This window comes from Streptomyces africanus (assembly GCF_030816955.1).
Classification (GTDB): domain Bacteria; phylum Actinomycetota; class Actinomycetes; order Streptomycetales; family Streptomycetaceae; genus Streptomyces; species Streptomyces africanus.
The window spans coordinates 1401293-1424679 of sequence record NZ_JAUSYP010000001.1 but is presented as its reverse complement, the minus strand read 5'-3'; the positions used below and the strand labels follow the sequence as shown (position 1 = coordinate 1424679).

Below are 23387 nucleotides of genomic sequence, written 5' to 3'. Positions count from 1 at the left end.
ACGGCGGCACGTCCGGGGCGGCGTAGGCTGGACGGCGCACTTCTTCTCACATCCGGAGCACCTTTTCGTGAGCGACCAGCCCCGTCGGCCCCGTACGTCCGGCAAGCCCTACCGGCGGCCCAAGAAGGACCCCGTCCGCATCCTCGCCTTCGAGGCGCTGAGGGCCGTGGACGAGCGGGACGCCTACGCCAACCTCGTTCTGCCGCCCCTGCTGCGCAAGGCGCGGGAGAAGGAGGGGCCCGAGAAGTTCGACGCCCGTGACGCGGCGCTCGCCACCGAGCTGGTCTACGGCACGCTGCGGCGGCAGGGGACGTACGACGCCGTCCTTTCGGCCTGCGTGGACCGGCCGCTGGGGGAGGTCGACCCGCCCGTGCTGGACGTGCTGAGCCTCGGCGCGCACCAGCTCCTCGGGACGCGGATCCCGACGCACGCGGCCGTGTCCGCCACCGTCGAGCTCGCCCGGGTCGTGCTCGGCGACGGGCGCGCCAAGTTCGTCAACGCCGTGCTGCGGAAGGTCGCGCAGCACGATCTGGACGGCTGGCTGGAGCGGGTCGCGCCGCCCTACGACGACGATCCCGAGGACCACCTCGCCATCGTCCACTCGCATCCGCGGTGGGTCGTGTCCGCGCTGTGGGACTCCCTCGGCGGCGGTCGCGCCGGCATCGAGGACCTGCTGCGCGCCGACAACGAGCGGCCCGAGGTGACCCTGGTGGCGCGGCCCGGGCGGGCCACGGCCGAGGAACTGCTCGAAGAGGACGCCGCCGTGCCGGGCCACTGGTCGCCGTACGCCGTGCGGCTGACCGAGGGCGGTGAGCCGGGCGCCGTCGCGGCCGTGCGGGACGGGCGCGCGGGCGTGCAGGACGAGGGCAGCCAGCTCGTGGCGCTCGCCCTTGCGGGCGCGCCGCTGGACGGGCCCGACCGGCGGTGGCTGGACGGGTGTGCGGGGCCCGGCGGCAAGGCCGCGCTGCTCGGCGCCCTCGCGGCCCAGCGGGGCGCGCTGCTCGTCGCCTCCGAGAAGCAGACCCACCGCGCCGGGCTCGTGGCCAGGGCGCTGGAGGGGAACCCCGGTCCGTATCAGGTGATCGCCGCGGACGGGACGCGTCCGGCGTGGCGGCCCGGCAGCTTCGACCGCGTGCTGGTCGACGTGCCGTGCACCGGGCTCGGTGCCCTGCGGCGCCGCCCCGAGGCGCGCTGGCGGCGCCGGCCGGAGGACCTGGAGGGGTTCGCGCCGTTGCAGCGCGGCCTGCTGCGCACCGCCCTGGAGTCGGTGCGGGTCGGCGGTGTCGTCGGCTACGCGACCTGCTCGCCGCACCTCGCCGAGACCAGGGCCGTGGTCGCCGACGTCCTCAAGCAGTATCCGGACACCGACCTCCTCGACGCCCGGCCGCTGCTGCCCGGCGTACCGGACCTCGGCGAAGGGCCCGACGTGCAGCTGTGGCCGCACCTGCACGGGACCGACGCGATGTACCTGGCGCTCATCCGCCGGACCGGCTGACCCCCGCTCCGACGCTCTCCCGGTCCGCCGCACCGCCGTCCTCCCCAGCCAGCCGGTGCGGCCACCACACCTTCGGGCCGACGTCCAGGAACAGCGACGTCACCAGGACCGAGCGCACGATGAACGTGTCGATGAGGACGCCGAGGGCGACCGCGAAGCCGATCTCGGCGAAGGCGACCATCGGCAGGGTGCCGAGGGCGGCGAAGGTGCCGGCCAGGACCAGGCCGGCGGAGGTGATGACCGCGCCGGTGGTGGCGAGCCCGGTGACCACGCCCGCTCTGGTGCCCTGGCGGGCCGCCTCCTCGCGGATGCGGGTGGTCAGGAAGATGTTGTAGTCGATGCCCAGGGCGACCAGGAACACGAAGACGAAGAGCGGGAAGTCGGTCGCCTCGCCCGCGTAGTCGAAGACGTACCGGAACGCGAGCGCGCTGATGCCGAGGGCCGCCGCGAACGACAGGATCACCGTCCCGATCAGCAGCAGCGGGGCGATCAGGGCGCGCAGCAGGGCGCACAGGATCAGCAGGACGACCGCCAGCACCACCGGGATGATCAGCACGTTGTCGTGGGTGATCGCCTCGTCCATGTCCACCAGGCCCGCCGTACCCCCGCCCACCTTGGCATCGGCGTCCGGTACCGCATGGACGGCGTCCCGTACCCGCTCCACGGTCTGTTTCGCCGCGTCGCTGTCGGCCGGGGCGGTCATCGTGGCCTCGAAGAGGACCCTGCCCTGGAAGGACGGTTTCGTGCCCGGTGGCAGGCCCAGCGACTGCGGGACCACGCCCGGCGTGGCGGCGACCGCGCGGCCCACCTGCCGGGCCTGCGCCTGGTTGCTGACGATGACGAGCGGACTGCCGCTGCCCGCCGGGAAGTAGCGCGCCGACACCTCCTGGCCGGTGACCGAGTCCGGTTTCCCGGTGAACGCGTCCGCGTTGCCGATGCCCTCCGCGCGCAACTGGATCAGGCCCAGCGAACAGACCGCCAGGGCCAGCGCCGTGACGGCCCAGGTCGTACGCGGCCGGCGGGCGATACGGCGGCCCGTGCGCGCCCAGATGCCGCGCTCGGTCGGGTCGGGCGCGCCGTAGTGCGGGACCGCCGGCCAGAAGATCCACCGGCCGAAGATCACCAGCAGCGCCGGGAACAGGGTCATCATCGCCAGCAGGGCGACGGCGACACCGATCGCGGCGACCGGGCCCAGGCCGCTGGTCGAGTTCATCTCGGCGACCAGCAGTACCAGCATGCTCAGCACGACCGTCGCGCCGGAGGCGAGCACCGCGGGGCCCGCGCGGTGCAGCGCCAGGGCCATCGCCTCGTGCCGGTCCTCGTGCCGGCGCAGCTCCTCGCGGTAGCGGGCGACCAGCAACAGGGCGTAGTCCGTCCCCGCCCCGAAGACCAGCACCGTCAGGATGCCGGCGCTCTGGCCGTTCACCGTCAGGCCCGCGTGCTCGGCCAGCAGGTAGATCAGCGCCTGGGAGGTGAACAGCGCACAGACCACCGAGATCAGCGGGACGAACAGGAGGGTCAGGCTGCGGTAGGTGATGAGCAGCATGACGATGACGACGGTCATGGCCGCGAACAGCAGCGTCGAGTCGATGCCCTCGAAGGCCTCCGAGAAGTCCGCCGACGTGCCGCCCGGCCCCGTGATGTGCACGGCCGGCCCGCCGCCGCCCTCGCCGACGTCGTCCCGGACGGAGTCGACGGCGGGCGCGATCCGCTCCCAGCCCTTCTCGTCCATCGTGATCGGCACGAACACCTGCGCCGCCCGCGGATCGGTCTGCCGGTCGAAGACCGGCCCCCGGGTCTCCGCCCCCCGGATGCCGTGGTCACGCAGCTCCTTCAGCTGCCGCACGTCCTGGGCGATCTCCGCCCGGTCCCGGGCCGTCAGCCCCCCGTCCCGGGCGTAGATCACCACCGCCGGGATCTGCTCCGGCCGGAAGTCCTCGGAGATCTGCAGCACCTGCGTCGACTCCGCGGACCCCGGCAGCCAGGACGCCGCGTCGTTGTCCTGGGCGTCGGTCAGCTTCATCGCGAGTGGTGCCGTCACGAACAGCACCGCCACCCACAACACCAGCACCAGCCACTTGGCCCGCCGCCCGCAGACGAGATGTGCGACGCCCTGTTTCATGGCAACCCCCTCCGCGCCCCGGGACCGATGCCCACAACCCCGGGAGGGCATGGCAGTCTTAGGTCATGGCCGCGCAGATCAACCCCAGCATCCTGTCCGCCGATTTCGCCCGCCTCGCGGACGAGGCGAAGGCCGTGGAGGGAGCCGACTGGCTCCACGTCGACGTCATGGACAACCACTTCGTCCCGAACCTCACCCTCGGCGTGCCGGTCGTAGAGTCGCTCGCCCGTGCGACGGACACCCCGCTGGACTGCCATCTGATGATCGAGGCCCCCGATCGGTGGGCGCCCCAGTACGTCGAGGCGGGGGCCGGTTCCGTCACGTTCCATGTCGAGGCGGCCGCCGCCCCGGTCCGGCTCGCCCGGGAGATCCGGGCCAAGGGCGCCCGCGCCTCCATGGCGCTGAAGCCCGCGACCCCCATCGAGCCGTACGAGGACCTGCTCCCCGAGCTCGACATGCTGCTGATCATGACGGTCGAACCGGGCTTCGGGGGGCAGGCCTTCCTCGACATCATGCTCCCCAAGATCCGCCGCACTCGCGAGTTGATCAGCAAGCACGGTCTGGAGCTCTGGCTCCAGGTCGACGGCGGAGTCTCCGCTTCCACGATCGAGCGGTGCGCGGACGCCGGAGCCGACGTCTTCGTGGCCGGATCGGCGGTCTACGGGGCAAACGACCCGGCAGAGGCGGTACGTGCACTACGCACGCAGGCGGATGCGGCGACCGCCAAGGCCTCCTGGGCCTGCGACCACTGAGCCACAGCAAAGTGAACGGCTCTCATCAGGGCTGATCATCCGCGCCGGATCTGCAAGGATGAACGGCGAATCCAGAGTGTGAACAGCAGTGAGGAGATCGCCGTGTCGGGTATGTCGGCGGGCCGGTCAGCCATGCGGATGGGACCCGCTGAGCTGGTGCAGGCGGCGGCCATGGCCCGCCGCTTCTACCTCGAGGGCAAGTCCAAGATCCAGATCGCGGAGGAGTTCGGCGTCAGCCGCTTCAAGGTGGCCCGGGTCCTGGAGACCGCCCTCGAACGGGATCTCGTGCGTATCGAGATCCGTGTGCCTGCGGAGCTGGACGCCGAGCGCTCGGACGCGCTCCGCGCCCGGTACGGCCTCAGGCACGCCGTCGTGGTCGAGTCCCCGGCCGATGCCGAGGAGTCGCCCGACCCCGAGAACCTGGGAGAGGTGGCCGCCGACCTGCTCGGCGAACTGGTCAACGAAGGTGATGTGCTGGGCCTGGCCTGGGGCCGTTCCACCATCCACATGGCGGCGGCCCTCGACCGGCTGCCGCCGTGCACGGTGGTGCAGCTGACGGGCGTGTACGACGCCGGGACCGCCGAGCGCGGCTCCGTCGAGGCCGTACGCCGTGCCGCCCAGGTGTCCGGCGGTGACGCGCACCCCATCTACGCGCCGATGCTGCTGCCCGACGCGGCCACGGCCACGGCCCTGCGCAACCAGACGGGGATCGCCCGGGCCTTCGAGCACTTCGACAAGGTCACCGTCGCCTGCGTCTCCATCGGCTCCTGGGAGCCGGGCATCTCCACGGTGCACGACATGCTGAGCGACGAGGAGCGCGCGCACTACGCCTCCCTCGGTGTCGCCGCAGAGATGTCCGCGCACCTCTTCGACTCCGAGGGCCGCAGGGTCGGCCGGGACCTGGGCGAGCGGTGCATCACCGTCAAGGCCGACCAGCTCCGCCGTATCCCCGAGGTCGTCGCGATCGCCGGCGGGCAGCGCAAGGGGCCCGCGATCGACGCGGTGCTGCGGTCCGGGCTCGTCACCAGCCTGGTGACGGACACCTCGGCCGCGGACTATCTGATGACGGCGGGCCCGGCACCGAAACCCGCGCTCAACAGGGCCGACCCGGACGGAGTCTGACAGATGGTCAGCCAGTCGCACGAAGTGCCGGACGACCCGGCCGGCCGGATCGTGCTCGTGCTGGACCTCGACGGGGTCACGGACAAGGCGGGCCTCATGGACCGCTGCGCCCGTGACCTGTCCCTGCCCGAGTGGTTCGGCCGTAACTGGGACGCCCTCGCCGACTGCCTGGCCGATCCTGACCTGTGGCCCGAGGGGTCCGAGGAGCGGGGGCTGCTGGTCGTCGTCCGGGGCTGGCGGGCGTACGCCGAGAAGCGGCCCGAGGAGTGGCAGGTCGCGGAGGAGATCTTCGCCGAGGCGACGGACCGGGGCCCGGGTCTCTTCGTGACCCTCGGGCTTGGAGCATCCTCCGAACGAGGCCCTGACCAGCCTGGATGATCCGCTGGGGGTTGTTCGCCGGCCCGTCATGGGAGAATGAAGTACGTGCTCTTTTCCCCCTGGCCGGCCGGTCGGGGGGTCACCTCTGATCGACTGGGATGTGCAGCACGTGCGTTTCCTCAATGACATCCAGCCCGGGTACGACCTGACGTACGACGACGTCTTCATGGTGCCGAGCCGCTCCTCGGTGGGCTCGCGGCAGGCCGTCGACCTCAGCTCCCCGGACGGCACGGGCACCACCATCCCGCTCGTCGTCGCCAACATGACCGCCATCGCCGGGCGCCGCATGGCCGAGACCGTGGCCCGCCGCGGCGGCCTCGTCGTCATACCGCAGGACATCCCGATCGACGTGGTCACCGATGTCGTCTCCTGGGTGAAGAGCCGCCATCTGGTCCTGGACACCCCGATCATGCTGGTGCCCCACCAGACGGTCGCGGACGCGCTGGCCCTGCTGCCCAAGCGGGCGCACAACGCCGGAGTCGTCGTCGACGAGAACCACCGGCCGGTCGGCGTGGTCACCGACTCCGACCTGTCCGGCGTGGACCGCTTCACGCAGCTGGGCGAGGTCATGTCCCGGGACCTGCTGCTCATCGACGCGGACATGGACCCGGGCGAGGCCTTCGACACCCTCGACCACGCCAACCGCCGCTACGCCCCCGCGGTCCACGAGGACGGCACGCTCGCCGGCATCCTCACCCGCAAGGGCGCCCTGCGCGCCACGCTCTACACGCCGGCCACGGACGCGCAGGGGCGGCTGCGGATCGCCGCCGCCGTCGGCATCAACGGCGACGTCGCGGGCAAGGCCAAGCAGCTGCTGGACGCGGGCGTCGACACGCTCGTCATCGACACCGCGCACGGCCACCAGGAGTCGATGATCAGCGCCCTGAAGCTGGTGCGCGACCTCGACCCGCAGGTGCCGATCGTCGCGGGCAACGTGGTGGCCGCAGCGGGCGTGCGCGACCTGATCGAGGCGGGCGCGGACATCGTCAAGGTCGGTGTCGGACCCGGCGCCATGTGCACCACGCGCATGATGACCGGCGTCGGCCGGCCGCAGTTCTCCGCCGTCTTGGAGTGCGCCGCCGAGGCCAGGAAGTACGGCAAGCACGTGTGGGCCGACGGCGGGATCCGCCACCCGCGCGACGTGGCCATGGCCCTCGCCGCCGGCGCGTCCAACGTGATGGTCGGCTCCTGGTTCGCGGGCACCTACGAGTCCCCGGGCGACCTCCAGCACGACGCCCAGGGGCGCGCCTACAAGGAGTCCTTCGGCATGGCCTCCGCGCGGGCCGTGCGCAACCGCACGTCGGAGGAGTCGGCGTACGACCGGGCCCGCAAGGCGCTGTTCGAGGAGGGCATCTCCACGTCCCGGATGTTCCTCGACCCGGCCCGCCCCGGCGTCGAGGACCTGATCGACTCGATCATCGCGGGCGTCCGCTCCTCCTGCACGTATGCCGGGGCCGGATCCCTGGAGGAGTTCGCCGAGAAGGCCATCGTCGGCATCCAGAGCGCCGCAGGCTACGCCGAGGGCAAGCCGCTGCACGCCAGCTGGAGCTGACGGGCCCCCACACCCTCGTCCGGGCCCCCGGTGAAAATCGGGGGCCTCGTGCGTGCGGGCGCCCTACCGTCGTACGTCATGGAGATCACCGTCTGCCGGGCCGCCGACGTGCCGCTGCTCGACCAGTACATCGGCTCCCCGGGCGCCACCTCGTTCCACGCGCGCCGCTTCGAACGTCAGGAGCAGGGCCGGAGCACGTATCTCGTCGCCTGGGTCGACGCACGGCCCGTCGGGCACACGGAGCTGCGCTGGGGCGGCTGCGACGACGCGGCCGTACGGGCGGCCCGGCCCGGCTGCCCGGAGATCAACGCGCTCTCCGTGTGGCCCGAGACCCTGCGCTCGCGCGGCATCGGCAGCGCCCTGATCCGGGCCGCGGAGGAACGCGCCCGGGAGCGGGGCCGCACGGCCATCGGCCTCGGCGTCGCCGACGACAACCCACGCGCCGCCGTCCTCTACGCCCGGATCGGCTACCGGCCCCTCACCCCCTACGTCGGCCGCTGGTCCTACGAGGGCCACGACGGCGTCACACACGAGTGTGTCGAGGAGCTCACGTTCCTCGTGAAAGAGCTGGTCCGAGCAAGGCCCGTGCAACGGACCAACGCTGACGTGCAACGAACCTCCGGCCAGTCCCGAGGAACGCAATGATCTTGCGGGCACGCGCAAGGTTGCTGCATTACACGGGCAACGCCGCTGCTCGTAGGCTGTCGCCTCGTACGTGGCGTGGCGGGGACCCCGCTCGGTGGGTCCCGGCTGTCGGGCGGGGCGCTGCCGGTCCCCGCCGCCCAAGACCGGCAGTGACGAAGGAGCCAGCGCGTGCTCGACCAAGGCGCACCCCCGCACAGCAGTAGTCAGACCGCCCCGCCGTCCCCGGGCGTCGGCGCGCGCCTCATGCGCCGCAAGCCGGTGGAGAACCTGGTCGCGGAGGGTGGCCAGGGCGAGGGAGGCTCGCTGCGGCGCTCCCTCGGCCTGTGGCAGCTCACCATGATCAGCATCGGCGCCACCCTCGGCACCGGCATCTTCGTCGTGCTCGGCGAGGCCGTCCCCAAGGCGGGACCGGCCGTCACGCTCTCCTTCGTCATAGCCGGTCTGACCGCCCTGTTCTCGGCCCTGTCCTACGCCGAGCTGGCGGGCACCATCCCGGTCTCCGGCTCCTCGTACTCGTATGCGTACGCAACGATGGGCGAGCTGATCGCCTGGATATGCGGCTGGTGCCTGGTCCTGGAGTACGGCGTGTCCGTCGCCGCCGTCGCCGTCGGCTGGGGCGAGTACCTCAACGAACTGCTCGACGGGACCATCGGCGTCACCCTCCCGGCCGCCCTGTCCGCCCCGCCCGGCGACGGCGGCGTGTTCAACCTGCCCGCGCTGATCGTCGTCCTGCTCGCGATGGCGTTCCTGCTGGGCGGCGCCCGCGAGTCCGCACGCGCCAACACCGTCATGGTCATCGTGAAGATCGCCGCGCTGGTGCTGTTCTGCGCCATCGGCGTCCAGGGCTTCCGCTCGGGCAACTACGAGAACTTCATGCCGCTGGGCATGGCGGGCGTCAGCGCCGCCGGTGCGACGCTGTTCTTCTCCTACATCGGCTTCGACGCCGCCTCCACCGCCGGCGAGGAGGCCAAGAACGCCCAGCGCGACCTGCCGCGCGCGATCATGCTGTCGCTGGTCATCGTCACGGCGCTGTACGTCCTCGTCGCCGCCGTCGCGGTCGGCGCCAAGCCCTGGAAGGGCTTCACCGACTCCGAGGCCGCCCTCGCCCAGATCATGCGCGAGGTCACCGGGCAGACCTTCTGGGGCACGCTGCTGGCCTTCTGCGCCGTCATCGCCATCGCGAGCGTGGTGCTGACCGTGCTCTACGGCCAGACCCGCATCCTGTTCGCCATGTCCCGCGACGGTCTCGTGCCGAAGGTGTTCGCCAAGGTCCACCCCAAGAGCGGCACGCCCCGCGCCAACACCCTGATCGTCTCCCTGTTCTGCGGTGTGCTGGCGGCCGCGATCCCGCTCGGGCAGCTCGCCGACGCCACCAGCATCGGCACGCTGTTCGCCTTCGCGCTGGTCAACGTCGCCGTCGTGGTGCTGCGCCGGACCCGGCCGGACATGCCCCGCACCTTCCGGGTGCCGCTCTCCCCGGTCCTGCCCGCGCTGGGCTTCGCCCTCTGCCTCTGGATGATGGGCAGCCTGTCGACCGTGACCTGGGTCGTCTTCGGTGTCTGGATGGCCGCCGGGCTCGTGTTCTACTTCGTGTACGGCTATCGCCGCTCCCGACTCGCACCATCCGAAAAGTGACCGACCCACTGTGCTGAACGATCTCGACGAACGCATCGTGCACGCCCTCGCCGAGGACGCCCGCCGCTCCTACGCCGACATCGGCCACATCGTCGGCCTGTCCGCGCCCGCCGTGAAACGGCGCGTGGACCGGCTGCGGGCCACCGGAGCCATCACCGGCTTCACCGTACGGGTGGACCCGGGCGCCCTCGGCTGGCAGACCGAGGGGTTCGTCGAGATCTACTGCCGGGGCAACACCTCCCCGGAGACCATCCAGCGGGGCCTGGAGCGCTACCAGGAGGTCGTGGCCGCGTCCACCGTCACCGGGGACGCGGACGCGATCGCCCAGGTCTTCGCCTCCGACATGCGGCACTTCGAACGGGTCCTGGAGCGGATCGCCGGGGAGCCGTTCGTCGAGCGGACCAAGTCCGTGCTCGTGCTGTCGCCGCTGCTGCGGCGCTTCTCGTCGGGTTCGCCCACCTGAGAATCCGCCACCGGGAAATCGGCGGCGCCCCGCGCCGCACGGGCCTAGCATCGGTGTCATGACCTGGCGACATTGATCCACCAGCCGCGCCTCCCGAGGACCGCCTCGCACGCCGTATCTCCGGCGTCCGATCGGTCCTTACGGGAAGGCCTCATGACACTCTCACCCGCACGCGTGCCCACCACCGGCGTCCGGCGGCTGACACGCACGCTGTACGGCTACGCGTTCCTCGACGACTTCGTCCTGCTCTACCCGGTGTACGCGCTGCTGTTCGCCGACACCGGCCTGTCGCTGTGGCAGATCTCCTCCCTCTTCGCCCTGTGGTCGATCACCGGGGTGGTGCTGGAAGTGCCCTCCGGTGCCTGGGCCGACGCCGTGTCGCGCCGCAGGCTGCTGTGGATCGGCCCGCTGCTCACCGCCGCCGGCTTCGCGCTGTGGGTGGCGATCCCGTCGTACGGGGCGTTCGCGGTCGGCTTCCTCCTGTGGGGCGCCGGCGGAGCGCTCGGCTCCGGAGCGCTGGAGGCCCTCATCTACGACGAGCTGGACCACCTCGGCGCCGCCGACCGGTACGCGCGGGTCATGGGCCGGGCCCGGGCCGCGCGGCTGGCGGGCACCGTGGCCTCCCTCGGCCTCGCGGGGCCCGTCTTCGCCGAGGGCGGCTACGCGGCCGTCGGCGCCGCCAGCGTCCTGGCCTGTGTGCTGACCGCCCTCACCGCGACCCGGTTCCCCGAGCACCGGGCGCGCCCGGAGACCGCCGACGACAGCTGGGCGACGATCCTGCGGACCGGACTCGCCGAGGTCCGCGGGGACCGTGCGGTGCGCGGCGCCCTGCTGCTGGTCCCGGCCGTGGCCGCGGTGTGGGGCGCGCTGGACGAGTACACCCCGCTGCTCGTCCGTGACATCGGCGTCGCGGAGGCGACGGTGCCCTACCTGATCATGCTGATCTGGGCGGGCGTCACCGTCGGCAGCCTCCTGGCCGGACCGGCCGAACGCCTGGGCACGGCCGGGTTCGCGGCTCTGCTCGCCGGCGCCGCCCTCGCCCTGGCCGTGGGCGCCGCGTCCCGCTCACTGGCCGGAATCGCCCTCGTGAGCCTCGCCTTCGCCGGGTTCCAGCTGGCCGAGGTGCTGGCCGACGTCCGCCTCCAGCACCGCATCGACGAGTCCCGCCGGGCCACCCTCACCTCCGTGGCGAGCCTGGGCACCGAGCTGGCCACGGTCGCCACGTTCGGCGTGTACGCGCTGCTCGGCACCCGCCTGGCGCACGGCACCGTCTTCGCGGTGCTCGCGGTGCCCTACCTGGTGACGGCCCTGGCGCTGATCAGAGCTCGGGCTGCCAGGGCACGACAGTGAAGTCGCCCGTCCCCTTCGCGACCTTCTCGAAGGGGGCGGAGCTGACGCACTTGGGCAGCTCCTTCGTCTCGGCGGGGCTGCCCGTGGACGCCCAGCTGTAGCCGAGCCGGTCGTGGCGGCCGAGGTCGTGGACGGTGACACCGACCCGCTTGCCCTCGGCGCCCGGCAGGTCGGACTCGGTCACGACACCCGAGACGACGGCGACCTTGCCGCCGGTCAGCAGGCAGTCGACCGCGACCTCGGCCCGGGCGCCCTGGCCATTGAGGTAGTGGCTGAACTCGAAGGTGCCGGTGGCCTTCATCGGATCGGCCTTGTCCTTCGCGGCCAGGTGCGCGTCGAAGGAGAAGGTGATGTCGTCCCCGGCCGAGCGGTACAACTTGGCCTTGCCGGTGAGCGCGGCGGCCTCACGCCCGCTTCCGTGGTGGGCGGATGCTCCGGCGGAGCCGGCCGCGGCGGCGACGGTGAGCAACAGCGCGGAGCCGAGTAAGGCGGTCCTCGTACGGCGGTTCATGGCGGTCCTTTCCGCAGGTGACGCACGTCGACTGGACACTCACCACTGTCCCGGCGCGGCGCCCGCACCACATCGCACCCGGGACGGGACCCGGCCTCCGCCGTCCGGCGGGGAAACACCGCTCGGGCATGCGCCCAGGGGAGGACTGGCCAGGGCCCGCAACGAATCGCCGCAGAGGCGGCGGCGGACGCAATGATCCGCTCACGGACGCGCAACGGCTGCTCCTTGTCCGGCCGCAGCCGCCGACCGTACCGTCTATCAGGCCCCCCGAAACCCCCGCGTACCGGTGAGGAACACGCATGCGCACCGCCCTGCTCCAGAGCTCCGGCCGACCCGGCTCCACCGCCGAGAACCTCAAGGTCCTCGACGAGGCCGCGGGCCGGGCCGCCGCCGCGGGCGCCGGGCTGCTGGTCGCGCCGGAGATGTTCCTGACGGGGTACGCGATCGGCGGCGACATCGGCCGGCTCGCCGAGCCCGCCGACGGCACTTGCGCGGACGTCATCGCCGAGACCGCGACCAGGCACGGACTGGCGATCGCCTACGGCTACCCCGAGCGGGCCGGCGACGCCGTGTTCAACTCCGCCCAGCTGATCTCCGCCGACGGCACCCGGCTCGCCAACTACCGCAAGACCCACCTCTTCGGCTGCTTCGAGCGGGACCACTTCACGCCCGGGGACCAGCCGGTCGTCCAGGCGGAGCTCGACGGTCTGCGCGTCGGGATCCTGATCTGCTACGACGTCGAGTTCCCGGAGAACGTCCGCGCCCACGCCCTCGCCGGCACCGACCTGCTGGTCGTCCCGACCGCGCAGATGCACCCGTTCCAGTTCGTCGCCGAGTCGATGATCCCGGTGCGTGCCTTCGAGAACCAGATGTACGTCGCGTACGTCAACCGGGCCGGCCGGGAGGGCGAGTTCGAGTTCGTGGGGCTGTCCACGCTGGCCGGGCCCGACGGGGTCGCCCGGACCCGGGCCGGGCGCGCCGAGGAACTCGTCCTCGCCGACGTCGACCCCGTCTTCCTCGCCGCGTCGCGCGAGGCCAACCCGTATCTGCGGGACCGGCGCCCCGGCCTGTACGGGCCGCTCGTCTGACACCCCCTTCAACGCCTGTTCGTATCTGTGCAAGGAGTCCGTACCCCATGACGTCCACCGTGCCCAACGCCGTCGAGCACGCAGACGCGCAGCAGCCGCCGATCACCATGTTCGGCCCGGACTTCCCGTACGCCTACGACGACTTCCTCGCCCACCCGGCGGGTCTCGGGCAGATACCCGCGACCGAGCACGGCACGGAGGTCGCGGTCATCGGCGGTGGCCTGTCCGGCATCGTCGCCGCCTACGAGCTGATGAAGATGGGCCTCAAGCCGGTCGTGTACGAGGCCGACCGGATCGGCGGACGGCTGCGGACGGTGGGTTTCGACGGCTGCGACGACTCCCTCACCGCCGAGATGGGCGCGATGCGCTTCCCGCCGTCCTCCACCGCCCTCCAGCACTACATCGACCTGGTCGGCCTCCAGACGCGGCCCTTCCCCAACCCCCTGGCGGAGACGACCCCGTCGACCGTCGTCGACCTCAAGGGCGAGTCGCACTACGCCGAGACGATCGCCGACCTGCCCCAGGTCTACCGGGACGTCGCCGAGGCCTGGAACCGGTGCCTGGAGGAGGGCGCCGACTTCTCCGACATGAACCGGGCCCTGCGCGAGCGGGACGTCCCGCGCATCCGCGAGATCTGGTCCCGGCTCGTGGAGAAGCTCGACAACCAGACGTTCTACGGCTTCCTCTGCGACTCCGAGGCGTTCAGGTCGTTCCGGCACCGCGAGATCTTCGGCCAGGTCGGCTTCGGCACGGGCGGCTGGGACACCGACTTCCCCAACTCCATCCTGGAGATCCTGCGCGTCGTCTACACCGAGGCCGACGACCACCACCGCGGCATCGTCGGCGGCTCCCAGCAACTGCCGCTGCGCCTCTGGGAGCGCGAGCCGGAGAAGATCGTCCACTGGCCCTACGGGACCTCCCTCGCGAGCCTCCACGACAACCGTGCGCCCCGCCCGGCCGTCACCCGCCTGCACCGCACCGCCGGCAACCGCATCACGGTGACCGACGCGCACGGCGACATCCGCACCTACCCGGCGGCGATCTTCACCGCCCAGTCCTGGATGCTGCTGTCGAAGATCGACTGCGACGACTCGCTCTTCCCGATCGACCACTGGACTGCCATCGAGCGCACGCACTACATGGAGTCCTCCAAGCTGTTCGTCCCGGTCGACCGGCCGTTCTGGCTCGACAAGGACGAGGAGACCGGGCGGGACGTCATGTCGATGACGCTCACCGACCGGATGACGCGCGGGACCTACCTCCTCGACAACGGCCCGGACCAGCCCGCCGTCATCTGCCTCTCCTACACCTGGTGCGACGACAGCCTGAAGTGGCTGCCGCTGTCCGCGAACGAGCGGATGGAGGTCATGCTGAAGTCGCTCGGCGAGATCTATCCCAAGGTGGACATCCGCAAGCACATCATCGGCAACCCGGTGACCGTCTCCTGGGAGAACGAGCCGTACTTCATGGGCGCGTTCAAGGCCAACCTGCCCGGCCACTACCGCTACCAGCGGCGCCTGTTCACGCACTTCATGCAGGACCGGCTGCCCGCGGACAAGCGCGGCATCTTCCTCGCCGGCGACGACATCTCCTGGACGGCCGGCTGGGCCGAGGGCGCCGTCCAGACCGCCCTCAACGCGGTCTGGGGCGTCATGCACCACTTCGGCGGCACGACCGACCCGGCCAACCCGGGTCCCGGCGACGTCTACGACGAGATCGCGCCGGTCGAGCTGCCCGAGGACTAGGGCAGGCAGGAGGGCTGCGGCAGGGGCGTGAGCAGCATGCGCCCCGCGAAGCCCACCGCCGTGTCCAGGCGTTCGGTGAACTCCTCGGCGACGTCGGGGAGTCCGCGCAGCGCCCACAGCGCCCGGGCCGCCGTCCAGGTGGCGTCGCGGGCGCGCTCCAGGCTCCAGGAGCCGAGCAGATGGGTCAGCGGGTCGGCGATCTGGAGGAGGTCGGGGCCCGGCATCAGATCTTCGCGGATGCGCTCCTCCAGCGACACGAGGAGATCGCCCACCGCGTCGAACTCGTCCTCCAGCTCGGCGGGTGCGCAGTCGAGCGTACGGCAGGTGTCCACGACGGCCAGCGCGAGATCGTGCCCGATGTGCGCGTTGATGCCCGCGAGCGCGAACTGCAACGGCCGTACACCGGGATGGCGCCGGAACTGGAACAGGGGCCGCCAGCAGGCCGGCGGGCGCCGCTCGCCGGCCACCGCCTCGACGGCCTCCAGGTACCGCTGCGCGAACCGTACGTCCAGCGTGATCGCGGCGTGCGGGTCCGCGAACCGCCCGCTGTCGACGTACCGGTCCACCGCTTCCGTCACGGCGAGGTAGACGCGGTTGAAGACCGCCACCCCGTCCCGGGGGTGCAGGGTCGCGTCGAGGGCGCGCATACGGGAGATGACTCCGTCGACCGGAGTGTCCACGGCTGGGGGGACTTGTTCGCATCGCGGCATGCGGGCAGAGTCCCAGCTCTAGGCTGGCGGGAGTACCGGCAGGCCCGGCGCTTCCCCGAAACGGGGGAACGCCGCCCGCCGCAGGGGGAGGGGGACCGGCACCGTGTCAGGCTCACGTGCCCAGCGCCTGGCCGTCCGCAGGGCCGAGCGCAGGCGTGCCGTACGGCGTGGCGCGATGGTCGTGGCGGCCTCCGTCGTGGTCGCGGCCGGCTCGGTCGCCGGGGTGCTGTCCGCGTTCGACGCCCGGCGCGGCCCGGACCGGGCCGAGCGCCCCGCGGTGCCCGCCTCACCCCGTCTGGCGCCCCTGCCTGCCGTACCGTCGGCTCCCCCGTCGGTGACCGAGCCGGCTTCCCCGACGCCCGTCACCTCCGCGCCCGCGACGCCGAGCCCCAGGCCGTCGCCGTCGAGAACCCGCGAGAAGCGGGAGCGGACCGCCCCCGTGAGCGCCCGGCTCTACCGCCACCCCGACTCCCAGGTACTCGACTGGGTCCGGGCCCACGCCGGCGATCCCCGCCAGGCGGTCATCGCCTCCCGCATCGCCGACCAGCCGGCCGCCGTCTGGTTCGCCGACTACGCCCCGGACACGCTCACCGCCCGGGTCGCCGCGGTGACGTCGGGCGGTGCCGCGCTGGGCCGGGTGCCCGTCCTCGTGCCGTACGCGATCCCCGGCCGGGACTGCGGCGGTCACTCCCAGGGCGGGGCGCCCGGACTGGACGCCTACGACGCGTGGATCGACCGGTTCGCCGACGGGCTGGGCTCCGGCGAGGTCATCGTCGTCCTGGAGCCGGACTCGGTCGCCCAGGCCGAGTGCCTGTCACCCGGCGAGCGCGCGGACCGCTTCGCCTCGCTGGCCCGGGCCGGACGCGTCCTGAAGGCCGCCAACCCCCGGGCACGCGTGTACTTCGACGCGGGGCACTCGGGCTGGAACGCGCCCGGCAAGCAGGCGGCGTGGCTGCGGCAGGCCGGTGCCGCCTCGCCCGCCTCCTCCGACGGGATCTTCAGCAACGTCTCCAACTTCCACGCCACGGCCGACGAGGTCGCCTACGACCGGCGGGTCCTCGACGCGCTGGGCGGGCCGGCGGGCCTGGGTGCCGTCATCGACACCAGCCGCAACGGCAACGGCGCTCCGCCCGACGGCATGTGGTGCGACCCGGCGGGCCGTAAGCTCGGCCGGGCCCCGACCCTCAGCACCGGCGAGGACCGGATCGACGCCTATCTGTGGGTCAAGCTGCCGGGGGAGTCGGACGGCTGCAAGGGCAGGCCCGGGACGTTCACGGCGTCGTACGCCTACGAGTTGGCCTCGTCGTAGGAGCTGGTGCCCTCGTCCAGCAGCGGCCGCTGTGTCTTCAGGTGGGGCGGGGCGAAGGCCCGCAGCGCGTGGTAGCCGGTGATGACGACGAGCGTGCCGAGCGCGATGCCGCTCAGCGAGAAGGTGTCCGTGATCTTCATGGAGACGTTGCCGACGCCGATGATGATGCCGGCCGCCGTCGGGACCAGGTTCAGCGGATTGCGCAGGTCCACCCCGGCGTTGAGCCAGATCTGGGCACCGAGCAGGCCGATCATGCCGTACAGGATGACGGTGATGCCGCCGAGCACCCCGCCCGGGATCGCCGCCACGACCGCGCCGAACTTCGGGCAGACGCCGAAGAGCAGGGCGAAGCCGGCGGCGGCCCAGTAGGCGGCCGTGGAGTAGACGCGGGTCGCGGCCATCACGCCGATGTTCTCGGAGTACGTCGTGTTGGGCGGGCCGCCGACCGCGGTGGACAGCATGGAGCCGACGCCGTCGGCCGCGATCGCCGTGCCGAGCTTGTCGTCCAGCGGGTCGCCGGTCATCTCGCCGACCGCCTTGACGTGCCCGGCGTTCTCCGCGACCAGCGCGATGACGACCGGCAGGGCGACCAGGATCGCCGACCACTCGAACGACGGGGCGTGCAGGGTCGGCAGCCCGATCCAGTCGGCCTCGGCGACGCCGGAGAGGTCGAGCCGCCAGTGGTCGGTCGGCTTGCCGCTCGCGTCCACCGAGTGGATCCTGCCGAAGACCAGGTCGAAGACCCAGGAGACGCCGTACCCGAAGACCAGCCCGAGGAAGATCGCGATCCGGGACCAGAAACCGCGCAGGCACACCACGGCGAGACCGGTGAACAGCATCACCAGCAGCGCCGTCCACTGGTCCTGCGGCCAGTACGTCGAGGCCGTCACCGGCGCCAGGTTGAAACCGATCAGCATCACCACCGCGCCGGTCACGACCGGCGGCATCGCGGCGTGGATGATCCGCGCCCCGAACCGCCGCACGGCGAGCCCCACCAGGAACAGCGCGGCGCCCACGACGAAGACCGCGCCGGTGACGGTGGCGCTGCTGCCGCCCTGCGCCCGGATCACCGCCGCCACCCCGACGAAGGACAGCGAGCAGCCCAGATAACTGGGCACGCGGCCGCGGGTGGCGAGCAGGAACACGACGGTCGCGACGCCCGACATCATGATCGCGAGGTTGGGGTCCAGGCCCATCAGGACCGGGGCCACGAAGGACGCCCCGAACATGGCCACCACGTGCTGGGCACCGAGCCCGGCGGTGCGGGGCCAGGAGAGCCGCTCGTCGGGGCGGACCACGGCGCCGGGCGCCGGGGTGCGTCCGTCGCCGCCGTGCAGTTTCCAGCGGACGCCGAGATCCATGGTGCGGTTTCGCTTTCGTCGTGCGTGCGAGTGTCCGGACCATTGTCGGGGTGCGTCAGCGGTGGGGATGACCCAGGGCGGTCGGATGTCCGTTCAGGGCCGCGGGTCGGGGACCGCCGCGTCCGGCCGGCTGATCGCCGCCCGGTCGCCGGGGCGCAGCACGCGCGCGAACGCCACGATCCCGCAGGACAGCAGCGTCACCAGAGCGAACGACACCATCAGGCTGGTCGCCTGCGCCAGCATGCCGATCGCGCTCGGCGCGACCAGGCCCGAGGTGTACGTGATGGTCGCGACGCCCGCGATGGCCAGGCTCGGGTTGGACCCGCTGCGGCCCGCCGCCGCGAAGCACAGCGGTACGACGACGGCGATGCCCAGCCCCATCAGCGCGAACCCGGTCATCGCCACCGCCGGGTGCTCCGCCACCACGATCAGCAGCCCGCCGAGGACGGCGAACACCCCGCTCGCCCGCACGGTCCGCACGGCACCGAAGCGGTCCACGACCTTGTCACCGGCGATCCGGGCGATGGCCATGGTGAGCGTGAAGCCCGTCGTGCACGCCGCCGCGAGACCGGCCGAGGTCTCCAGCTGCTCCCGCAGATAGACCGCCGACCAGTCCAGGCTCGCGCCCTCGGCGAACACCGCGCAGAAGCCGATCGCGCCGATGAGCAGCGCCGAGCGGGGCGGCAGAGCGAACCGCGGCGGCGGCTCCTCGTCCTCGGCGGGCTGGAGGTCGAGCACCCACTGGCAGGACAGCACGCCGGCGACGGTGAGGACCGCGGCGGCCAGGACGTGGTGCAGCCGGGCGTCCGAACCGAGGTGCGCGGCGAGCGTGCCGGCCGCCGAGCCGACCAGGGCGCCCGCGCTCCACATGCCGTGCAGTCCGGACATGATCGACCGGCCGAGGCGGTTCTCGACCTCGACGCCGAGCGCGTTCATCGCCACGTCCGCCATGCCCGCCGTGGCGCCGTAGGTGAACAGGGCCAGGCAGAGCGTGAGCAGGTTCGGGGCGAGGGACGGCAGGACCAGCGACAGCGTCCACAGGGCGATCAGTGCGCGCAGGGCGTTGCGGGCGCCGAAGCGGTGGCTGACGCTGCCGGCGAGCGGCATCGCGACGGACGCGCCGAGCGCGGGGAAGGCGAGCGCGATCCCCAACTGGCCGGGGCTGACGCCCGCGTGGTCCTGGATCCACGGCACGCGGGTGGCGAACGAGCCGGTCACGGCGCCGTGTACGGCGAAGACGGCGGCCACGGCGTACCGCGACCGCTTCACCTCGCGCTCTTCGTAGACCACGTTGCTCATTCTCCGGCCCCCGTCCTCTCCTGGTCTTCCCCGCGTCGGCGCCCGTGGGCACGCGTTGTCGAGCGCTGGCGCGCGTAAACTATCAGGAACCCTGCCTGATAGATAAGGGGATGACCGGTCGGCCGGAGCACCCGGCCGTGCGGCCCCGATGTTCTGGAAGGATCCCGGCATGCCCGCATCCCCGAGCACCGCCCGGGCCATCAACGACCGGCTCGCCCTGCGACTGCTCCAGCAGGAGGGCCCGCTGACGGCAGGGCAGTTGAAGCAACTGACCGGTCTGTCCCGGCCGACCGTCGCCGACCTCGTCGAACGCCTCACCGCCGCCGGGCTGGTCGCGGTGGTCGGCGAGGCGGGGGAGCAGCGGCGCGGGCCCAACGCCAAGCTGTACGGCATCGTCGCGGACCGGGCGCACCTCGCCGCGCTGGACGTACGCACCGAGGGCGTCTCCGTGGCCGTCGCGGACCTGGTGGGACGGGTCCTGGCCGAGGAGTCGGTGCCCATCGGCGGCGACATGGCGACGGGTCCCGCCGTGGAGCAGGCGGTCGCGCTGGTCGAGCGCGTGGTGAAGGAGGCCGGGGCCGACCGGCTGCACACCGTGGGGATCGGGGCGCCCGGTCTGATCGACCCGGCCAGCGGCGAACTGCGCGACTCCTCCGGGTTGCCCAAGTGGCACCGCCGGCTCGTCGCCGCCCTCCAGGAGCGGCTGCCCGAGGCCCGGGTGAGCGTGGAGAACGAGACCAACCTCGCGGCGCTGGCCGAGCAGCGTGACGGGGCGGCCCGGGACCGCGACACCTTCGTCCTGCTGTGGCTCGGCCACGGGACGGGCGCGGCGGTGGTCCTCGACGGCGCGCTGCGACGCGGTGCCTCCGGCGGCACCGGCGAGATCGGCTTCCTCCCGGTCCCGGGCACGGCCGCGCTGCCGTCCTCGACGGACTGCGAGGGCGGCTTCCACTCCCTGGCGGCGGCGGGCGCGGTCGTGGACCTCGCGGCGAGGTGCGGGGTTTCGGCGGAGCCGGGGCAGGAGCGGTCGGTGGTGGGGGTGGTGCGGGCGGCGGTCGGGCTGGTGGGGTCGGCGGTGGCGCAGGTGCCGGAGGTGCCGGAGGTGCCGGAGGTGGTCGAGGGGGAGAGGCGAGAGACGGCGCAGGCGGGGCGAGGGGTGAAAGAGGTGCGGGGGGCCGTCGCCGCTGCCCGTTTCCTCGATGCCCTCGCCGACCGGCTCGCCGTCGGTGTCGCCTCGGTCGTCGCGATCCTGGACCCCGGGTGCGTGGTGCTCGGCGGTGAGGTCGGCCGAGCGGGCGGCGACGAACTCGCCGCCCGGGTACAGGACCGCATCGCCCGGATGACCCCCCTGCCCACGGAGGTACGGACGACCACGCTCGGCGGAGGTGCCGTCCTGCGCGGCGCCCTCCTCACGGCCCGCGACCGCGCCCAGGAGGAACTCTTCGCGCCAGGGGAGCGGCCGGTTCAGCGGTGGTAGGCCGTGCCGGGGCTCACGCCCTGGACCGCCCGCTGCCCGCCCGGGCCTGCTCGCCCCCGTACCGCCGCGCCAGATACTCCTCGAACGTGCCCGTGCCGGTCGCACGCTGCGGCGTCAGGTGACCACCGCTGCGGAAGCCCCGGTAGGCCGCGCCCCACAGCGGCACGTTCACAACCGCCCGGCGCCGCCCCGTCGCCTTCAGATACGCGCGGGCCAGGGACTCGAACGTGCGCACCTCCGGCCCGCCCATGTCCTCCACCCGCCCCGCCGGCGCCCCCGCCGCGAGTTCGACCAGCCGGTCGGCGACCTCGGCCACCTCGACCGGCTGGTCACGGACACCGGCCGGCAGGAACACCACGGGCAGCTTCGACAGCCCCTCGAGCAGCATGACGAGCAGGTCGTGGAACTGCGTCGCCCGCAGCACGGTCCAGCCGAGCCCCGACTCCTCGACCAGCCTCTCCACCGCGAGCTTGCTCTTGTAGTAGCGGAACGGCACCCGGTCGATGCCCACGATGGAGATGTGGACGAGGTGCCGCACACTGGCCCCGCGCGCCGCCCTGATCAGGTTCGCCGCAGCCCGCTCGTCGCCCTTCGGTGATGACGCGCAGTGCACGATCGTGTCGACACCGGCGACGGCAGCGTCCAGCGCGTCACCGCCTTCCCGCAGGTCGACCGCGTACGGCTGGGTGTGCCTGCTGAGCACCCGCACGTCGTGCCCGTCCGCGCGCAGCCGCTCGGCGACGAGCCGGCCGAGCGTCCCGGTGCCGCCGGTCACCAGAATCGTGGTCATGCTGTTCAGTCCCTTCGGACGCCCGGCACTCCCGGACGGAGCGCCGCTCATCAGATGAGACCGAACAGCCCCTGCCGGATGTGACATACCCGCCCGGCGTCCGCGCCCGACGCGCTACGTCCCGCGTCTGGCGCCCGGCGCTCGGCGTCCCGCGTGCCGCGTGCCGCGTGCCGCGTGCCGCGTCCGGCGCCCGGCGTGCCGCGTCCCGCGTCCGGCGCCCGCCGTCCGACGCGCCACGTCCCGCGCCCGGCGCCCCGCGCCCGACGCGCCACGTCCCGCGCCCGGCGCCCCGCGCCCGACGCGCCATGTCCCGCGCCCGGCGTCCCGCGTCCGGCGCCCGCCGTCCGCCGCCCGGCGTCCCGCGTCCGGCGCCCGGCGCCCGCCGCCCGACGACCCACGACCCGCGCCCGACGACCCGCGCCCCGCCGACGGTCCCGCGACCCGCTCGACGGCCCTACGCCCGGCTGAACTGACGCCGTGCGAACGCCAGCTTCTCCGGGTTGACCACGGCCCGAACCCCCGCGATCAGCCCGTCGCGCACCTCGAACGCCGCCAGGCCGACGAGCGTGTCGCCCGCCCACGTGGCAAGCCCCGTCGCACCGTTGACCTCGACGACGGTGAACTCGAGGCCCCCCGTGAACTTCGGGCCCCCGCCCGCCAGGAAGTGGGCGACCCTGGGCCCGCCCTCGATCGGCCACCGGGCCGCGATGACCTTCCCGCCCCCGTCGCTCCACCAGGTGGCGTCGGCCGTGAGCAGCTTCTCCAGCCCGGCCAGGTCGCCGTCGCGCGCCGCCGTGAGGAACGACGTGACCAGCTCCTCCTGCTGCTCGGACGCGGGCTCGAACCGGGCCTGCGGCTCACCCACCCGCTGCACGGCCCGCCGGTACAGCTGGCGGCAGTTGGCCTCGCTCAGATCCAGCACCCCGGCGATCTCCCGGTGCCCGTAGCCGAACGCCTCCCGCAGCACGTACACCGCCCGCTCGGTCGGCGTGAGCCGCTCCAGCAGCACCAGCATCGCCATCGACACGGCGTCCCGCTGCTCGGCCGACTCCAGGGGCCCGAGCGTGCCGTCCGCGGTCACCACCGGCTCGGGCAGCCACGTCCCGACGTACCGCTCGCGGCGGGCCCGGGCTGAGGTCAGCCGGTTCAGACAGAGGTTGGTGACGACCTTGGCGAGCCAGGCCGCCGGATGCTCGATCCCGCTACGGTCCGCGCCGCTGAAGCGCAGATACGCGTCCTGGACCGCGTCCTCCGCCTCCTCGGCGGAGCCCAGCAGCCGGTAGGCGAGCGAGAACAGCCGGGGCCGGTGGGTCTCGAACTCGTAGGCGAGCGTGGTGGTCATGCGCCTCACCCTGCCAGAACACCGTCCGTCCGGCGTGGGAAGGCCCGACGGCGGGCAAGGGCCGTCGTCACCGCCGCCGGGCCGGTCTGGGCAGCTTGCGCACGACCCTAGAAAGGACTAGACCACAGCGTCAATAGGTGCGTACCAACGCGAGGGCCGTCGGACAAGGGCGGGCGTGCGCACCGGAGTTGCATCGCCCTGTCGCGCTCGGGAAGGGCGGCGACACGTTCTGTGAGGCACC

General features: G+C 72.8%; 20 protein-coding genes. 13 read left to right on the top strand and 7 right to left on the bottom strand.

From position 1 onward, the window contains the following. Positions 1 to 67: 67 nt before the first annotated feature. Positions 68 to 1495, top strand: coding sequence for an RsmB/NOP family class I SAM-dependent RNA methyltransferase (locus tag QF034_RS06690; protein WP_307174059.1), 1428 nt, complete (start codon positions 68 to 70; stop codon positions 1493 to 1495). Here QF034_RS06690 and QF034_RS06685 read toward each other — a convergent pair. Further along, positions 1476 to 3617 (bottom strand): MMPL family transporter, encoded by a 2142-nt coding sequence (locus QF034_RS06685; protein WP_307174058.1) that lies wholly within the window; start codon positions 3615 to 3617, stop codon positions 1476 to 1478. The two genes, QF034_RS06690 and QF034_RS06685, sit on opposite strands and share 20 nt — an antisense overlap. 65 nt (positions 3618 to 3682) lie before the next feature. Here QF034_RS06685 and rpe point away from each other — a divergent pair, with 65 nt between their 5' ends. The 8 genes from rpe (at position 3683) to QF034_RS06645 (ending at position 11514) form a co-directional block, all read left to right on the top strand. Further along, positions 3683 to 4369: a ribulose-phosphate 3-epimerase gene (gene rpe / locus QF034_RS06680; protein ID WP_243381339.1), complete on the top strand. Its 687-nt coding sequence runs from the start codon at positions 3683 to 3685 to the stop codon at positions 4367 to 4369. 78 nt (positions 4370 to 4447) lie between these two features. After that, positions 4448 to 5491: a sugar-binding transcriptional regulator gene (locus QF034_RS06675; protein ID WP_086559802.1), complete on the top strand. Its 1044-nt coding sequence runs from the start codon at positions 4448 to 4450 to the stop codon at positions 5489 to 5491. 24 nt (positions 5492 to 5515) lie between these two features. Continuing rightward, a complete protein-coding gene (locus QF034_RS06670) occupies positions 5516 to 5869 on the top strand; it encodes a barstar family protein (protein ID WP_307179820.1) in 354 nt (117 codons plus the stop codon). A 109-nt stretch (positions 5870 to 5978) separates the two neighbouring features. Next, positions 5979 to 7421 (top strand): GuaB1 family IMP dehydrogenase-related protein, encoded by a 1443-nt coding sequence (locus tag QF034_RS06665; protein WP_307174057.1) that lies wholly within the window; start codon positions 5979 to 5981, stop codon positions 7419 to 7421. A 78-nt stretch (positions 7422 to 7499) separates the two neighbouring features. Continuing rightward, the gene (locus QF034_RS06660; protein WP_307174056.1) at positions 7500 to 8066 is read left to right on the top strand and encodes a GNAT family N-acetyltransferase; all 567 of its coding nucleotides are present in this window, start codon (positions 7500 to 7502) and stop codon (positions 8064 to 8066) included. A gap of 168 nt (positions 8067 to 8234) precedes the next feature. Next, a complete protein-coding gene (locus tag QF034_RS06655; RefSeq protein ID WP_307174055.1) occupies positions 8235 to 9701 on the top strand; it encodes an amino acid permease in 1467 nt (488 codons plus the stop codon). 10 nt (positions 9702 to 9711) lie between these two features. After that, the gene (locus QF034_RS06650) at positions 9712 to 10164 is read left to right on the top strand and encodes an Lrp/AsnC family transcriptional regulator (RefSeq protein WP_010046396.1); all 453 of its coding nucleotides are present in this window, start codon (positions 9712 to 9714) and stop codon (positions 10162 to 10164) included. Between the two features lie 153 nt (positions 10165 to 10317). Further along, on the top strand, positions 10318 to 11514 hold the full coding sequence (locus QF034_RS06645) for an MFS transporter (protein WP_307174054.1): 1197 nt from the start codon (positions 10318 to 10320) through the stop codon (positions 11512 to 11514). Here QF034_RS06645 and QF034_RS06640 read toward each other — a convergent pair. Next, the gene (locus QF034_RS06640) at positions 11483 to 12025 is read right to left on the bottom strand and encodes a Repetin (RefSeq protein ID WP_307174053.1); all 543 of its coding nucleotides are present in this window, start codon (positions 12023 to 12025) and stop codon (positions 11483 to 11485) included. The two genes, QF034_RS06645 and QF034_RS06640, sit on opposite strands and share 32 nt — an antisense overlap. 299 nt (positions 12026 to 12324) lie before the next feature. Here QF034_RS06640 and QF034_RS06635 point away from each other — a divergent pair, with 299 nt between their 5' ends. Continuing rightward, on the top strand, positions 12325 to 13113 hold the full coding sequence (locus tag QF034_RS06635) for a carbon-nitrogen hydrolase family protein (RefSeq protein ID WP_307174052.1): 789 nt from the start codon (positions 12325 to 12327) through the stop codon (positions 13111 to 13113). Between the two features lie 47 nt (positions 13114 to 13160). Continuing rightward, positions 13161 to 14858 carry a flavin monoamine oxidase family protein gene (locus QF034_RS06630; RefSeq protein ID WP_307174051.1) on the top strand — a complete coding sequence of 566 codons (1698 nt, stop codon included), beginning with the start codon at positions 13161 to 13163 and terminating at the stop codon, positions 14856 to 14858. Here the strand turns inward: QF034_RS06630 and QF034_RS06625 are convergent. Next, positions 14855 to 15568, bottom strand: coding sequence for a DUF5995 family protein (locus tag QF034_RS06625; protein WP_307174050.1), 714 nt, complete (start codon positions 15566 to 15568; stop codon positions 14855 to 14857). The two genes, QF034_RS06630 and QF034_RS06625, sit on opposite strands and share 4 nt — an antisense overlap. Positions 15569 to 15743: 175 nt before the next feature. Here QF034_RS06625 and QF034_RS06620 point away from each other — a divergent pair, with 175 nt between their 5' ends. Further along, entirely contained in the window at positions 15744 to 16877 is a 1134-nt protein-coding gene (locus QF034_RS06620) for a glycoside hydrolase family 6 protein (RefSeq protein WP_307179819.1), read from the top strand. On the opposite strand, the gene QF034_RS06615 is transcribed toward QF034_RS06620, so the two are convergent. Beyond that, complete coding sequence (locus QF034_RS06615) at positions 16856 to 18238, bottom strand: uracil-xanthine permease family protein (RefSeq protein ID WP_307174049.1); 1383 nt, start codon at positions 18236 to 18238, stop codon at positions 16856 to 16858. The genes QF034_RS06620 and QF034_RS06615 overlap by 22 nt on opposite strands. Before the next feature lie 93 nt (positions 18239 to 18331). Next, positions 18332 to 19537, bottom strand: coding sequence for an MFS transporter (locus QF034_RS06610; protein WP_307174048.1), 1206 nt, complete (start codon positions 19535 to 19537; stop codon positions 18332 to 18334). A gap of 169 nt (positions 19538 to 19706) precedes the next feature. On the opposite strand from QF034_RS06610, the gene QF034_RS06605 reads away from it, so the two are divergent. Beyond that, the gene (locus tag QF034_RS06605; RefSeq protein ID WP_307174047.1) at positions 19707 to 21014 is read left to right on the top strand and encodes an ROK family transcriptional regulator; all 1308 of its coding nucleotides are present in this window, start codon (positions 19707 to 19709) and stop codon (positions 21012 to 21014) included. Positions 21015 to 21027: 13 nt separating this feature from the next. On the opposite strand, the gene QF034_RS06600 is transcribed toward QF034_RS06605, so the two are convergent. Further along, on the bottom strand, positions 21028 to 21804 hold the full coding sequence (locus tag QF034_RS06600; RefSeq protein ID WP_307174046.1) for an SDR family oxidoreductase: 777 nt from the start codon (positions 21802 to 21804) through the stop codon (positions 21028 to 21030). 454 nt (positions 21805 to 22258) lie between these two features. Beyond that, on the bottom strand, positions 22259 to 23146 hold the full coding sequence (locus QF034_RS06595) for an RNA polymerase sigma-70 factor (protein WP_307174045.1): 888 nt from the start codon (positions 23144 to 23146) through the stop codon (positions 22259 to 22261). Positions 23147 to 23387 lie beyond the last annotated feature (241 nt).

Bases quoted from the DNA above. Each gene is read 5' to 3' on its own strand.
- QF034_RS06640 (WP_307174053.1), bottom strand. From the start codon at position 12,025: ATGAACCGCCGTACGAGGACCGCCTTACTCGGCTCCGCGCTGTTGCTC.
- QF034_RS06610 (WP_307174048.1), bottom strand. From the start codon at position 19,537: ATGAGCAACGTGGTCTACGAAGAGCGCGAGGTGAAGCGGTCGCGGTAC.
- QF034_RS06645 (WP_307174054.1), top strand. From the start codon at position 10,318: ATGACACTCTCACCCGCACGCGTGCCCACCACCGGCGTCCGGCGGCTG.
- QF034_RS06595 (WP_307174045.1), bottom strand. From the start codon at position 23,146: ATGACCACCACGCTCGCCTACGAGTTCGAGACCCACCGGCCCCGGCTG.
- QF034_RS06685 (WP_307174058.1), bottom strand. From the start codon at position 3,617: ATGAAACAGGGCGTCGCACATCTCGTCTGCGGGCGGCGGGCCAAGTGG.
- rpe (WP_243381339.1), top strand. From the start codon at position 3,683: ATGGCCGCGCAGATCAACCCCAGCATCCTGTCCGCCGATTTCGCCCGC.
- QF034_RS06630 (WP_307174051.1), top strand. From the start codon at position 13,161: ATGACGTCCACCGTGCCCAACGCCGTCGAGCACGCAGACGCGCAGCAG.
- QF034_RS06620 (WP_307179819.1), top strand. From the start codon at position 15,744: ATGGTCGTGGCGGCCTCCGTCGTGGTCGCGGCCGGCTCGGTCGCCGGG.
- QF034_RS06600 (WP_307174046.1), bottom strand. From the start codon at position 21,804: ATGACCACGATTCTGGTGACCGGCGGCACCGGGACGCTCGGCCGGCTC.
- QF034_RS06635 (WP_307174052.1), top strand. From the start codon at position 12,325: ATGCGCACCGCCCTGCTCCAGAGCTCCGGCCGACCCGGCTCCACCGCC.
- QF034_RS06605 (WP_307174047.1), top strand. From the start codon at position 19,707: ATGCCCGCATCCCCGAGCACCGCCCGGGCCATCAACGACCGGCTCGCC.
- QF034_RS06625 (WP_307174050.1), bottom strand. From the start codon at position 15,568: ATGCCGCGATGCGAACAAGTCCCCCCAGCCGTGGACACTCCGGTCGAC.
- QF034_RS06615 (WP_307174049.1), bottom strand. From the start codon at position 18,238: ATGGATCTCGGCGTCCGCTGGAAACTGCACGGCGGCGACGGACGCACC.
- QF034_RS06660 (WP_307174056.1), top strand. From the start codon at position 7,500: ATGGAGATCACCGTCTGCCGGGCCGCCGACGTGCCGCTGCTCGACCAG.